The organism is Nocardiopsis sp. YSL2 (assembly GCF_030555055.1).
Taxonomy (GTDB): Bacteria; Actinomycetota; Actinomycetes; order Streptosporangiales; family Streptosporangiaceae; genus Nocardiopsis.
On record NZ_JAMOAO010000001.1, the window covers coordinates 869,352 to 883,260 of the forward strand.

The 13,909-nt window shown below is 71.5% G+C and carries 10 protein-coding genes; 8 read left to right on the top strand and 2 right to left on the bottom strand.

Going from position 1 to position 13,909, the window contains the following annotated elements; genetic code table 11:
• The first annotated feature begins 313 nt into the window (after positions 1-313).
• The 5 genes from M1P99_RS03750 (at position 314) to M1P99_RS03770 (ending at position 8,300) form a co-directional block, all read left to right on the top strand.
• Entirely contained in the window at positions 314-3,133 is a 2,820-nt protein-coding gene (locus tag M1P99_RS03750) for a glycosyl hydrolase (protein WP_304451280.1), read from the top strand.
• Between the two features lie 191 nt (positions 3,134-3,324).
• A complete protein-coding gene (locus M1P99_RS03755; RefSeq protein WP_304451281.1) occupies positions 3,325-5,811 on the top strand; it encodes a DNA topoisomerase (ATP-hydrolyzing) subunit A in 2,487 nt (828 codons plus the stop codon).
• An 82-nt stretch (positions 5,812-5,893) separates the two neighbouring features.
• Positions 5,894-6,418 carry a carbonic anhydrase gene (locus M1P99_RS03760; RefSeq protein ID WP_304451282.1) on the top strand — a complete coding sequence of 175 codons (525 nt, stop codon included), beginning with the start codon at positions 5,894-5,896 and terminating at the stop codon, positions 6,416-6,418.
• A gap of 199 nt (positions 6,419-6,617) precedes the next feature.
• Positions 6,618-6,944 carry a M48 family metallopeptidase gene (locus M1P99_RS03765; protein ID WP_053617738.1) on the top strand — a complete coding sequence of 109 codons (327 nt, stop codon included), beginning with the start codon at positions 6,618-6,620 and terminating at the stop codon, positions 6,942-6,944.
• A 216-nt stretch (positions 6,945-7,160) separates the two neighbouring features.
• A complete protein-coding gene (locus tag M1P99_RS03770; RefSeq protein ID WP_304451283.1) occupies positions 7,161-8,300 on the top strand; it encodes a PLP-dependent cysteine synthase family protein in 1,140 nt (379 codons plus the stop codon).
• Between the two features lie 49 nt (positions 8,301-8,349).
• On the opposite strand, the gene M1P99_RS03775 is transcribed toward M1P99_RS03770, so the two are convergent.
• Complete coding sequence (locus M1P99_RS03775) at positions 8,350-10,455, bottom strand: type IIA DNA topoisomerase subunit B (protein WP_304451284.1); 2,106 nt, start codon at positions 10,453-10,455, stop codon at positions 8,350-8,352.
• Positions 10,456-10,924: 469 nt separating this feature from the next.
• Here M1P99_RS03775 and M1P99_RS03780 point away from each other — a divergent pair, with 469 nt between their 5' ends.
• Positions 10,925-11,149 (top strand): hypothetical protein, encoded by a 225-nt coding sequence (locus M1P99_RS03780; RefSeq protein WP_304451285.1) that lies wholly within the window; start codon positions 10,925-10,927, stop codon positions 11,147-11,149.
• A gap of 499 nt (positions 11,150-11,648) precedes the next feature.
• Here the strand turns inward: M1P99_RS03780 and M1P99_RS03785 are convergent, their stop codons facing one another.
• On the bottom strand, positions 11,649-12,359 hold the full coding sequence (locus tag M1P99_RS03785; RefSeq protein ID WP_304451286.1) for a GNAT family N-acetyltransferase: 711 nt from the start codon (positions 12,357-12,359) through the stop codon (positions 11,649-11,651).
• 165 nt (positions 12,360-12,524) lie between these two features.
• On the opposite strand from M1P99_RS03785, the gene yaaA reads away from it, so the two are divergent.
• Both yaaA and M1P99_RS03795 read left to right on the top strand, forming a co-directional pair.
• Positions 12,525-13,322 carry a peroxide stress protein YaaA gene (gene yaaA, locus M1P99_RS03790; protein WP_304451287.1) on the top strand — a complete coding sequence of 266 codons (798 nt, stop codon included), beginning with the start codon at positions 12,525-12,527 and terminating at the stop codon, positions 13,320-13,322.
• 98 nt (positions 13,323-13,420) lie between these two features.
• Positions 13,421-13,747, top strand: coding sequence for a nuclear transport factor 2 family protein (locus M1P99_RS03795; RefSeq protein WP_304455563.1), 327 nt, complete (start codon positions 13,421-13,423; stop codon positions 13,745-13,747).
• Positions 13,748-13,909 lie beyond the last annotated feature (162 nt).

Consider the following 13,909-nt stretch of genomic DNA (forward strand, 5'->3'; position numbering starts at 1 on the left):
ATACCGCGCCGCAGGCGTCCGTTGAGGGTGGTGGCGGGCGACGGTGTGGGCACGAGCGGGCATACCGGAAGGCGCGAAGGCCCCGTCTTCCAGGCGCCCGAGCGCTCCGGGCGGTGGTCCACACTGGTCCGCTTCTGGAACCGGGCACCCAAAGTCACCACCCATCGACAACGAGTCGATAACGCCTCCCCCTACCCGGATTGCGCCGCCCCTGTGAAATAGATAACACTCTTAACAGTGATCATGGTCTGGGAGCGCTCCCAGACCATGGCGCCGCGACACCACCGAAGCGCCTCTCCCCCCAAGGAGCAGCATGCAAGCCTCCCGTCCCCCCGCCGCGCGGCCTCCGGCGCGCGCCGGCCTCCTCGCGGCCGTCGCCGCGCTGGTCTGCGCCGCGGGCACCACGGCACTGCCACCCGCCGCCGCCGCCGACGAGGTCCCCGTCGGTTCCGGCGGCTACACACAGGGCCTGCCCGCAGGAGCGCCGGGCGCCTCGGACCTCAACGGCAGTCCGATCGCCCCCAAGGTCACGCCCGAGTTCGACGGTCCCGCCCCCACCAACGAGTGGTGGTCGTCGCTGATCTTCCAGCGCTACCCGGACAACCCCTACGGCGAGAACCTGTTCGCCCACCCCCTCGGCTTCCACGCCCGCGAAGGGGGCCTGGAGGTCGGCTACCCCGAGGACCACCGCATCGTCGGCGACGGGCTCAAGTACGAGTACCCGGCCACCGCGGACCTGACCATGGGCGTGGAGGGCCTCAGCTCTCCCGACACCCGTGTCGCCGACAGCGGCGACTGGACCGTCACGTCCCGGTGGGAGGGCGGCGGACGCTCCCTGGACGTCACCATCGGCCAGGGCCTGCCCTTCGCCTACGCCGACACCGCCGGAGGCGACGCCCGGGTCTCCTTCTCCGCGCCCCCGGACGTCTGGCACGAGGACGGGTCCGTGGTCGGCGCCAGCGTCGACGGGCGCCACTACGCCCTCTTCGCCCCCTCCGACACCGCCTGGACCCGCTCGGGCGACACCTTCACCGCCGCGACCGGCGCCGACGGCTACTACTCCGTCGCGGTGCTGCCCTCACGGTCCGATCTGGACACCTTCGCGCCCTACGCCTACTCCTTCGTCAGCGACTCCCGTGTGGAGTACGAGTACGCGGAGGCCGACGCCACGCTCACCAGCACCTACCGGCTGACGACCGAGCCGCGCGAGGGCACCGAGGACGGCACGCTGACGGCCCTGTACCCGCACCAGTGGCGCGCGGCCACCACTCCCGTCACCGACCTGGCCTACGCCTCGCCGCGCGGCGAGATGCGGGTCGTGGAGGGTGCGGCCTTCACCACGGAGCTCACCACCCAGGGCATCCTGCCCAGCCTGCCCACCGTGGACTCCGCGGACCACGACCGGATGCGCGCGCTCATCGACGAGGTCCTCGCCGAGGAGGAGCACTTCCCCACCCCCGGCGACACCTACTGGGACGGCAAGGCCCTGGGCAGGCTGGCCCAGCTCGTCCCCATCGCCGACTCGATCGGCCACACCGAGGCGCGGGACGCACTCCTGGCCCTGGTCAAGGCTCGCCTGGAGGCCTGGCTGTCCCCGGGCGGGGACCGCGGCTTCCACTACGACGACCGGTGGGGGACCATGCTCGGCTACCCGGACTCCTTCGGCGCCGCGACCGAGCTCAACGACCACGACTTCCACTACGGCTACTTCGTCTCCGCCGCGGCCGTCGTCGCCCGCTACGACAGCGCCTGGGCCGCCGAGGACGCCTGGGGCGGCATGGTCCGCCTGCTCATCCGCGACGTGGCCGAGACCGACCCCGACAGCGACATGTTCCCGCGCCTGCGGTCCTTCTCCCCCTACGCCGGGCACGGCTGGGCCTCCGGGCACGCCGGGTTCGCCGCCGGGAACAACCAGGAGTCCTCCTCCGAGGGGATGCACTTCGCCGCCGCCACCGCGCTGTTCGGTTCCCTGACCGGGGACCGGCAGATCCGCGACCTGGGCGTGTACCTGCACACCACCCAGGCCTCGACCGTGGCGCGGTACTGGCAGAACCACGGCGGGGACGCCTTCCCCGACGACTACACGCACGACATCGCCGCCATGGTGTGGGGCGACGGCGCCGACTACCGGATCTGGTGGGACGGCGGCGCGGAGGAGCACTACGGCATCAACTACCTGCCCATCACCGCCGGCTCGCTCTACCTCGGCCACGACCCCGAGCACGCGGGGCGGCTGCACCGGTCGCTGGTGGACCGGCTCGGCCGCGAGCCGGAGATCTGGCGGGACGTCCACTGGGCCCACCTGGCCCTGTCCGACGGCCCCCGGGCGCTGGAGCACTTCGAGCAGCAGTGGACGGACTACGAGCCCGAGGCGGGCGAGTCGAAGCCGCACACCTACCAGTGGGTCTCCACCCTGGCCGAGGTCGGCACCGTGGACGTCTCGGTGACCGCCGACACCGCGCACTACGCGGTCTTCGACGACGGGGGCGAGCGCACCCACACGGCGTTCAACCCCGGCGGCGAGCCGATCACCGTCACCTTCTCCGACGGCGTCGAACTGTCCGTCGAGCCCCGTTCCCTCGCCTCCACCACGGGTGAGGGCGGCGGAGGCGACCCGGGCGACCCCGGGGACCCGGGTGACGGCAACGTGGGCGACGGCACCTTCCACCTGAACCCGACCGGCCTCTCCGGCTCGCCGGACGGCTCGGCCGGACAGATCACCGTGGCCTCCGCCGGAGGCTCCAACCAGGACGGGCGGCCCCCGCAGGACCGGGTGGTCCTCACCGCCGACGGGCTGACCGGCTCCCACACGGGCGGCTCCACCGCCTTCTCGCTGCCCGTGGACTCCGGCACCGGTGTCGGCAACGCGATCCAGGCCCGTGTGGCCTACGACCTGGACGGCGACGGCACGGACGACCGCGTGGAGACCTACCGCTACTTCGCCACCAACGACCTGGACGGCTGGGAGCAGTACACCCACGACCAGGGGCTGGCCGGCGGCGAGGGGGCCCTCGGCGACATGGACGGCGGGTCCGTGCGCGTCGAGCTGTGGAGCGCCCTGGGCAGTGACACCTCGGCGGTCCGGGCCGGGTCCGAGGACGGCGCCACCGTCACGATCCCCTTCTCCGACTGACACCGGGGCCGGGCCACGGCCCACGCGTCCCAGCGGCCCGGCCCCGCGACGAAGGCGCGGCTCCCTCCCCCTTCCGGGGGCGGGGGCCGCGCCCGCGACACGGTCACGAATAGGTCCCGTCACACAGCTCTCACAGCCCGAACACGCGCCCCTGTACGATTCAGTCCCTGGCACAGGCCACAATGACGGACATGGCCCGTACTACTTCCCGTCCCCCCGAGGATCTCGCCGAGAAGATCATCGACATCGACGTCTCCGAGGAGATGCGCGGCAGCTTCTTGGAGTACGCCTACTCGGTCATCTACCAACGCGCGCTGCCCGACGCGCGCGACGGTATGAAACCGGTCCAGCGGCGCATCCTCTACCAGATGAACGAGATGGGGCTGCGGCCCGACCGCGGCCACGTCAAGTGCGCCCGCGTGGTCGGGGAGGTGATGGGACGCCTGCACCCCCACGGCGACAGCGCGATCTACGACGCCCTGGTCCGGATGAGCCAGTCCTTCGCGATGCGCGTCCCCCTCGTCGACGGGCACGGCAACTTCGGGTCACTGGGCGGCGACGACGCCCCCGCGGCCATGCGCTACACGGAGGCCAGGCTCGAGCGCCCCGCCGAACTCCTGGTCTCGTCGATCGACGAGAACGTCGTCGACTTCAAGCCGAACTACGACGGCCAGGAGACCGAGCCGGAGGTCCTGCCGGCGGCCTTCCCCAACCTCCTGGTCAACGGCTCCTCCGGCATCGCGGTCGGGATGGCCACCAACATGGCCCCCCACAACCTGGGCGAGGTCATCGCGGCGGCGCGGCACCTGATCGCGCACCCCGACGCCACCCTGGAGGAGCTCACCGAGTTCGTCCCCGGGCCCGACCTGCCCACCGGCGGCACGATCGTCGGCCTGGACGGCGTGCGCGACGCCTACCAGCGCGGCCGGGGCACCTTCAAGACACGGGCCACCGTCTCCATCACGAAGGTCTCGGCCCGCCGCACCGGCCTGGTCGTCACCGAGCTCCCCTACAACGTGGGGCCGGAGAAGGTCGTCAGCCGGATCAAGGAACTGGTGCAGTCCAAGAAGCTCCAGGGCATCTCGGACCTCAAGGACCTCACCGACCGCAACCAGGGACTGCGCCTGGTCATCGAGCTCAAGAACGGCTTCAACCCCGAGGCCGTGCTGGAGGAGCTCTACCGGCTCACGCCGATGGAGGAGTCCTTCGGCATCAACAACGTCGCCCTCGTCGACGGCCAGCCCCAGACGCTGGGCCTGCGCGAGCTCCTCGAGGTCTACGTCAACCACCGCCTGGACGTGGTCCGCCGGCGCAGCGAGCACCGCCGCACCAAGCGCCAGGAGCGCCTGCACCTGGTCGACGGCCTCATGGTCGCGCTGCTCAACATCGACCGCGTGATCGCCCTCATCCGCGAGGCCGACGACACCGCGGCCGCCCGCGAGTCACTCATGGGCGCCTTCGACCTCTCCGAGACCCAGGCGCGCTACATCCTGGACACCCCGCTGCGCCGCCTGACGCGCTACGACCGGCTGGAGCTGGAGACCGAGCGCGACAAGCTCAACAAGGAGGTCGACGAGCTCACCGCGATCCTGGAGTCCGACAAGAAGCTGCGCCGCGTGGTCTCCAAGGAGCTGGGCGAGGTCTCCAAGGAGTACGCCACCCCCCGCCGCACCCAGCTGCGGGAGAGCGACGGCGCCGCCCGCAGCGCGGTCATCCCCCTGGAGATGGCCGACCAGCCCTGCCACGTGGTGTTCGGCGTCGAGGGCAACATCGGCCGCAGCAAGGGCGCGACCGTACCCCGCGTGTACGAGGGCCTGCGGACCAAGCACGACGCGGTCACGGTGACCGTGCCCACCACCTCGCGCTCGGACATCGGACTGGTCACCGACCTGGGCCGGATGATCCGCGTCCCGGTGGTGGAACTGCCGGAGCTGCCCGACGACGGGACCGAGAAGCCGCCCCTGGCCGCGGGACTGCACGTGTCGGAGTTCGTCCAGCTCGACGAGGACGAGCGCGTGGTGTCGGTGGTCGCGATGGACCCCTCCGGTGCCGGTTTCGCCATCGGGACCCGGGCCGGCGTGGTCAAGCGCGTCGCCCCGGACTACCCGCCCAACAAGGACGACTTCGAGGTCATCACGCTCAAGGACGACGACCGGGTCGTCGGCGTCACCCAGCTCTCCACCGGCGAGGAGGACCTCGCCTTCGTCACCTCCGAGGCGCAGCTGCTGCGCTTCTCCGCCACGGGCGTGCGGCCGCAGGGCCGTCCCGCCGGGGGCGTGGCCGGCGTCCGCCTGGCCGAGGACGCGCACGTGCTGTGGTTCGGCGCGGTCCCGCTGCCCGAGGACTCGGTGGTGGTCACCGTCGCCGGTGAGTCCACCGTGTTGGAGGGCACCCAGGCCGGTTCGGCCAAGGTCACACCGTTCGAGGCCTACCCGGTCAAGGGCCGTGCCACCGGCGGCGTGCGCTGCCACCGCTTCCTCAAGGGCGAGGACACGCTGCTGTTCGCCTGGGTCGGCCGCGCCCCCGCGCGCGCCTCGCGCGCGGACGGCAAGCCGGTGCGCCTGCCGGACCTGAGCGAGCGACGGGACGGGTCGGGCGACGCGCTCCCACGTGCGATTACTACAGTGGGGAGCGGACAGACCGATTCCGGTATCACCGCTCCGGGATCGGGTACCTGAGCATCTCGAAACGTGCCGTGCACACGGGCCTGGTTCCATGTGCACGGCACACCCGTGACCAAGGACAAGGGAGCGACCACCCATGAGTGCGCACAGCACGCCCGGCCACGACGACTTCGCGGACGTCTTCGCAGCCAACGACGACTACGCCGCCCAGTTCTCCCTGGGCGGTCTCAAGCCGGTGGCCGCCCGTGGTTTGGCCCTGGTGACCTGCATGGACTCCAGGATCGAGCCGTTGGACATGCTCGGCCTCAAGCCGGGGGACGCCAAGATCCTGCGCAACGCGGGCGCGCGCGTCACCGACGACACCCTGCGCACCCTGGTCCTGGCCGTGTACCTGCTCGGCGTGGACCGCGTGCTGATCCTGCCGCACACGCGCTGCAAGATGGCCTCCGTGGACAACGACGACGTCGTGCACGACCTCATCCAGGAGGAGCACGGCGTGGACACCCGCAGCCTGGAGTTCCACACCGACAGCGACCAGCTGGGCGCGCTCAAGCACGACCTGGAGCGCATCCGCCACCACCCCCTGCTCCCCCCGGGGCTGCCGGTGGCCGGCGCGCTCTACGACGTCGACACCGGTCGTGTCTCCCCGGTGGACGCCTGACCCGGGGGCGGCGGGTCCTCCTCCGGGACCGGATCCGGTCCGGCGGGTGTCGTGGCTCCCGTGATCGGGGATCTCTTCTGTGAGGGCGGCGGTGCGGCCCGACGCCGGGCCGCACCCGCCCCTCCCAGTCCCTCTGGGAATGCGGTCATCCCCATGGCCGTTGTGATCCGGGACGGCCGGCGCCGTCGAGAGGAGCACCGTGGAAGAGAGCACCTACGAAACCTTCAACCGGGCCCGCATGTTCTTGGAGCTGGGCGACCCCATCTACGCCGCCCGCACGCTCGAACCCATCGTCGAGGACGAACCCGAGAGCCGCTCCCTGCTGGAACTCCTGGGCCTGTCGTACTTCCATTCGGCGCAGCTCAACAAGGCCGAACGGACCTTCCGCCGCATCATCGAGCTGGACCCGGTCGACAACTGGGCCCACATCGCGCTGGCGCGCACGCTGGAGCGGCAGAACCGGCACGACGAGGCGTCCACGTACCGCCGCATGCACGCGGTGATGTCGGGCGGTTCCCTGGACTAGGGCGTGTCTGGTGGATGCTGCCCGTCGCGAGCGGCGCATCCAGTGGTGCTCTCACAAGGCCGAAGAAAGAGCCAGGGCGGTTCCCCTGTCGACTGATGAGAACGCAGTGAGAGTGCCGCTGGGGCGACGCGCAGCAGGGCGAGCATCCGTCACACACGCCCTAGGGCGGGCGACCGGGAGGGACCGCGCCCCAGGTGAGCGGCTACGCTGCTGGACATGCCACCCGAATCACCTGACAGCCCCGAGCCCTCCGACGACGTCTGGGTGGACCGGTGCAGCGCCAGCGCACGGTCATGGGCCGACGAAGCGGTCCGCAAGGTCGTCGCCGACGCCAACCGCTCGGCCGACACGCACCTGCACGTCTTCCCCCTGCCGCCGGAGTGGGGCATCGACCTGTACCTGAAGGACGAGTCGGTGCACCCCACCGGCAGCCTCAAGCACCGCCTGGCCCGGTCGCTGTTCCTGTACGGGCTGGCCAACGGGTGGATCACCCAGGACACCACCATCGTGGAGGCCAGTTCGGGGTCCACCGCCGTCTCGGAGGCCTACTTCGCGCAGCTCGTCGGGCTGGAGTTCATCGCGGTGATGCCGCGTCGGACGAGCCCGGAGAAGATCGCCCTCATCGAGCGCCACGGCGGCCGGTGCCACTTCGTGGACGCCCCGCCCGAGATGTACTCCGAGGCCGAGCGGCTGGCCGCCGAGACCGGCGGCCACTACATGGACCAGTTCACCTACGCCGAGCGCGCCACCGACTGGCGCGGCAACAACAACATCGCCGAGTCGATCTTCGAGCAGCTGAGCATGGAGCGCTACCCGTGCCCCGACTGGATCGTCGTGGGCGCGGGGACCGGCGGCACCTCCGCCACCATCGGCCGGTACCTGCGCTACCGCCGTCTGGGGACCAGGCTGGCGGTCGTGGACCCGGAGAACTCGGCGTTCTTCCCGGGCTGGGTCACCGGTGCCGCGGACTACGCCACCGGCATGCCCTCCCGGATCGAGGGCATCGGCCGCCCCCGCATGGAGCCCAGTTTCGTGCCGTCGGTGATCGACCTGATGATGCCGGTGCCCGACGCCGCGAGCATCGCCGCCATGCGCCACCTGGCCGACCGCACCGGGTTGTCCGCCGGCGGCTCCACCGGCACGAACCTGTGGGGTGTGTGGCACCTCGTCGCCAGGATGCTCGACGAGGGCCGCAGGGGCAGCGTGGTCACCCTCATCTGCGACGGCGGTGAACGGTACCAGCACAGCTACTACGACGACGCCTGGGTGGCCGACAGGGGGCTGGACCCCACCCCCTACCGGGACGCGATCGACCGCCTGCTCGCCGACGGCGTGTGGCACCCGCCCAGCCCCTGACGCGTGCGGGCCCGGCCGGGACGTCCCGGCCGGGCCCGCACGCGAGGTGTCAGGCGTCGATGCGCGCCACGTCCAGCTCCTGGGCGCCCTCCTGGATGAACCGGCGGCGCGGGGCCACCTCGTTGCCCATCAGCAGGTTGAACACGTTCGCGGCCTCCTCGGCCTGCTCCACCTGGATACGGCGCAGCGTGCGGAAGCGCGGGTCCATGGTGGTCTCGGCCAGCTGGTCCGCGTCCATCTCGCCCAGGCCCTTGTAGCGCTGGATCGGCTCCTTCCAGGAGAGCTTGCGCTTCTCCAGGTCCAGGAGCGTGCGCTGGAGCTCGGCGTCGGAGTAGGTGTAGATGTAGCGGTCCTCCGGCTTGGCGCCGCGCTTGCGCCGGACGTTGGTCAGCTCGACCCGGTGCAGCGGCGGCACGGCCGCGAACACCCGGCCCGCCTCCAGCATGGGCCGCATGTACCGGTAGATGAGCGTGAGCAGCAGGCACCGGATGTGCGCGCCGTCCACGTCCGCGTCGGCCATGAGGATGATCCGGCCGTAGCGGGCGGCGTCGATGTCGAAGGTGCGGCCGGAGCCGGCGCCGATCACCTGCAGGATGGCCGCGCACTCGGCGTTCTTGAGCATGTCGGCGACCGACGACTTCTGCACGTTGAGGATCTTGCCCCGGATCGGCAGCAGCGCCTGGAACTCGGAGTCGCGGGCCAGCTTGGCGGTGCCCAGCGCCGAGTCGCCCTCGACGATGAACAGCTCGCTGTGCTCCAGGCCCTCACTGCGGCAGTCCACGAGCTTGGCGGGCAGAGCGGAGTTCTCCAGGGCGTTCTTGCGCCGCTGGGTCTCCCGCTGCTGGCGGGCGGCCAGGCGCGCCTTGGCGGCGCCCACGACCTTCTCCAGCACCAGGCGGGCCTTGGCCTTCTCCGCCTTCTTGGTGGAGGTGAGGAACTCGCGCAGCCCGTTGCCGACGACCTGGGAGACGATCCGGGTCGCCGCCGAGGTGCCGAGGATCTCCTTGGTCTGCCCCTCGAACTGCGGCTCGGGCAGGCGGACGGTGACGACCGCCGTGAGCCCTTCCTGGGTGTCGTCCTTGGTGACGGGGTCGTCGTTGGCCTTGAGCAGCTTGGTGGTGCGCAGCTGGTCGTTGATGATCCGCACCAGCGCGCGCTCGAAGCCGTTGAAGTGCGTTCCGCCCTTGGGCGTGGCGATGACGTTGACGAACGAGCGCACGGTGGTGTCGTAGCCGGTGCCCCAGCGCAGGGCCACGTCCACGTCCAGGCGGCGGTCGACGTCGGCGGGCACCATGTGCCCGGCGTCGTCCAGGACCGGCACGGTCTCGGTGAAGTTGCCGCTGCCCTGGATACGCAGGACGTCGCTGATCTGTTCGTCGGGTGCGAGGAAGGTGCAGAACTCGCTGATCCCGCCGTCGAAGCGGAACTCCTCCTCGAAGGCGGTCTCTCCCTCGACCCGCTCATCGCGCACGGCGATCGTCAGGCCCGGGACCAGGAACGCGGTCTGGCGGGCCCGGTCCAGGAGGGACTCGCGGGCGATGTCGGCGTCCTTGAGGAAGATCTGCATGTCCGGCCAGAACCGGATGCGGGTCCCGGTGATCTTGGCCGCGACCTTGCGGACCTGTTCGAGCCCGGAGACCGGGGTGAACTCGGCGTCGGGTCCCGCCCCGGCGAAGCGTCCGGGGATACCCCGGCGGAAGCTGATGGCGTGGGTGCGGCCCTGGCGGTCGATCTCCACGTCGAGCCTGGACGACAGGGCGTTGACGACCGAGGCGCCGACGCCGTGCAGGCCGCCGGAGGCGGTGTAGGACCCGGAGCCGAACTTGCCGCCCGCGTGGAGCTTGGTCATGACCAGCTCGACGCCGGACAGGCCGGACTTGGGCTCGGCGTCCACCGGGATGCCGCGGCCGTCGTCGCTGACCGACACCGATCCGTCGGTGTGCAGCGTGACGTCGATGCGTCCGCAGTAGCCGCCCAGGGCCTCGTCGACGGAGTTGTCGATGATCTCCCACATGCAGTGGGTGAGGCCCCGGCTGTCGGTGGACCCGATGTACATACCCGGCCGTTTGCGCACCGCCTCGAGCCCTTCGAGGACCGACAGGTGCCGGGCGGAGTAGTCCCCGGGGTCGTGGACGGCTGCGGTCAAGGCGGTCACTCGGACATCTCCTGCGTCTTGAGGGCCTGCTTGGCTCTGATGCGGTGCGTGGGCCCTTTGTACCGCGCCGCACCGACGTATGGGGGACGAGCGCGGCGCGTGGCCTTCGCGCGCCGGGTGAGGGCGGTCTCCGGTGGTCCGCCCGCGCTGTGTCCGGCGTCGTCACCGGGCTCGCTCGGAACTGGGTCCGCCGACAGGGGCGGCGGTTCGGGACTGGTCCCACCCCGCGCGACACTACCACCTCCGGTGGATGCGACCTGGATACTCCCGTTTTCCGCGGATGCCGACACCAGACGAGGGGTACAACTACAACCAGAACGGACGTCCCGCCGATTCGACCCCAGACCACCCCTTCGAGCAACCAATCCGACCGATTCCGCTGTCGGCGTACAGCGGGACCGGTTGGGAACGTCTGGGTCGGGTTAGATGTTGTCAGAGGTGACTAACGCCGAGTATTGAGGATGGCGAAGTGACTGGAACCCTTGCCCCCACCCAGCCGCTGACGGCTGCTGACCGTTGCGACCGCTGTGGTGCACCGGCGTACGTTCGGGTGCTGCTGAACTCCGGCGGCGAACTTCTGTTCTGCGCACACCACATGCGCAAGCACGACGATTCCCTGCGCAAGATCGCCTCGGACATCCAGGACGAGACCCACAAGCTCACCGAGAGCTCGAAGGGCTCCGAAGAGCGTTAGCCACAAACGCGAAAGGCACAACTGAACAGGCTTGACGACGGCGGCGGCCCCTGGGTCGCCGCCGTCGCCTGTGTGTGCCCCCGGGGGGCGCCCGTTGAGGGAGGCCCGCCCCACCGCCGGGCGGCCCCACGGGCGGTGGTGGGCGACGGAAGAAGGAAACCGCGCCGCAGGCGCCCGTTGAGGGAAGCCCGCCCCACCGCCGGGCGGCCCCACGGGCGGTGGTGGGCGACGGAAGAAGGAAACCGCGCCGCAGGCGCCCGTTGAGGGAAGCCCGCCCCACCGCCGGGCGGCCCCACGGGCGGTGGTGGGCGACGGAAGAAGGAAACCGCGCCGCAGGCGCCCGTTGAGGGAAGCCCGCCCCACCGCCGGGCGGCCCCACGGGCGGTGGTGGGCGACGGAAGAAGGAAACCGCGCCGCAGGCGCCCGTTGAGGGAAGCCCGCCCCACCGCCGGGCGGCCCCACGGGCGGTGGTGGGCGACGGGAGGGGGTGTCGAAGGTCTCACACCTGCGGAACCGGGCCGACCCGGTAGTGGTAGCGGGCGACCTCGGCGAAGCCCGCCCGCTCGTAGGCCCGCAGGGCCGACACGTTGTCCCGCGCCACGAGCAGGTAGGCGCTGTGCGCGCCCTTGTCCCGCCCCCAGGCGAGCAGGGCGTCGATGATCCCGCCCGCGAGCCCTCGGCCGCGCGCGGACGGCGCGGTGAGCATGTTGTACAGGCCCACCCAGCCCTCCCCCAGCGCGCCGCATCCGCGCGCGTCTCCCGCGGAGTCCACGGCGTAGCCCATGACCGGCACGCGGTCCATGATGCGGTGCTGGCCTTCCACCACGCGCGCGTCGGCGGTCTCGTGCGCCCACAGGTCGCGCCAGCGCGCGTCCGGCCGCGGCAGCACCTCGAAGCCCGCCCGCGGCGCTCGCGCGTCACCGATCCCGCCGACCATGACCAGGGCCGCCCTGCGGGCCGTGTAGCCCCGATCGGCGAGTTCGGTGTCCAGATCGCTCATCCCGGGCCAGATCTGCACCGCAGCGGGGGCGCCCCGCGCGTGGAAGAAGCGCTCCACCGTCGAGACGGAGCCCGGCGCGCCCGGGTCCAACGCGTAGGCGGAGTTGGCCCGGAAGGTCACGCCCGCGCCGTATCCGAGCCGCCAGCCGTCGGCCGTCTCCACCTCCGCCGGCGGCCAGTCCCCCGCGATCCGCTCCGACCACTCCCGCATGGCCCCGATCCTCTCCGTTCCCGGGCCGACCCCCGTCGGTCGGCACCCGCATCCGGATGATCCCACCCCGGGTCCGGGCCGCCCCGCACGACCTCGCTCTGAGCAGGCCGTACCATGGGCTCGCCCCCACCGCCATCCGCACCGTCCCGCCCGGGAGTCCGCACCATGCTCATCCTGCTGCCGCCGTCCGAGGGCAAGGCCACCGCCGGGGAGGGGCCGCGTCTGGACACCGGCACGCTCACCCTTCCCGAGTTGGCTCCCGCCCGCGCGGAGGCCCTGGCGGCGCTGACCGAGCTGTGCGGCGGGCCGGAGGACACCGCACTGGAGGTCCTGGGGCTGTCGGCCGGCCAGTCCGAGGCGCTCAAGCGCAACCTGGACCTGGCGACCGCGCCCACCCTGCGTGCCGCCGACCTCTACACCGGTGTGCTCTACGACCGCCTCGGCCTGCCACAGCTGCTCGACTCACCGAGTGCCGACCGCACGCGCGCGAGCGTCCTGGTCTTCTCCGGGCTCTGGGGCGTGGTGGGGCCCACGGACCTGCTGCCGCCCTACCGCCTGTCCATGGGCGTGAAGCTGCCTCCGCTGGGCGGTCTGGGCGCCTTCTGGCGGCGGGCGTTGGCCACCCCGCTCGGCGCGCTCACCGGGGACCGGCTGCTGGTCGACTGCCGCTCCGCCACCTACGCGGCGGCCTTCAAGCCCACCGGGGCCGCCGCCGAGCGCACCGTCGCCGTGCGCGTGCTGCGCGAGCGCGTCGTGGACGGGACGGCGCGCCGCAGTGTGGTCAGCCACATGGCCAAGGCCACGCGCGGCGACATCGCCCGCGCGCTGCTGGCCGAGGGGGTCGAGGCGGCCACGCCGGAGGAGTTGGTGGCGGCCCTGCGCGACCTGGGCCACACGGTGGAACTGCCGCCCGCCGTCCGGCCCGGCACCGCGCGCGTGATGGACGTCGTCGTACGCGACTGACGGCGACACGCGCCGTGGACCTTCTCCCCGTCGGGCGCCCTGTCTAGGGTCGGGTCGAGTCGCCACGCTTCGAGAGGACCACCATGCCCGAGCCACACCTGGAAACGCCGATACCCGAACCGGTCGCCTCGTTCGTCGCCGCGGTGAACCGCCACGACGAGGACGCCTTTCTGGACGCGTTCACACCGGACGGCGTCGTGGACGACTGGGGCCGCGAGTTCGCCGGGCGGGAGCGGATCAAGGCCTGGAGCGACAAGGAGTTCATCGGTGCTCGGGGCGTGCTCACACCGCAGACGTGCCGCGCCGACGGGTCCGAGGTCACCGTCGTCGGCGACTGGCGCTCACACCACGCCAACGGCCTGAGTTCCTTCACCTTCGCCGTGGAGGGGAACGCGATCAGCCGTATGACGATCCGCGAGGGCTGAGCGACCGCACCCCGCCGTATAACGAATCGGCATCGCGACTTTATGTCGCACCTACAGCCGGTGCGGCAGCATGGCCGTGTCGGATGGACGACAGGGAACCCCTGGTACACGCGGGGACAGCCACCTGGGCGAGGGACACGCGAGCGTCGCCACACTCGTGAG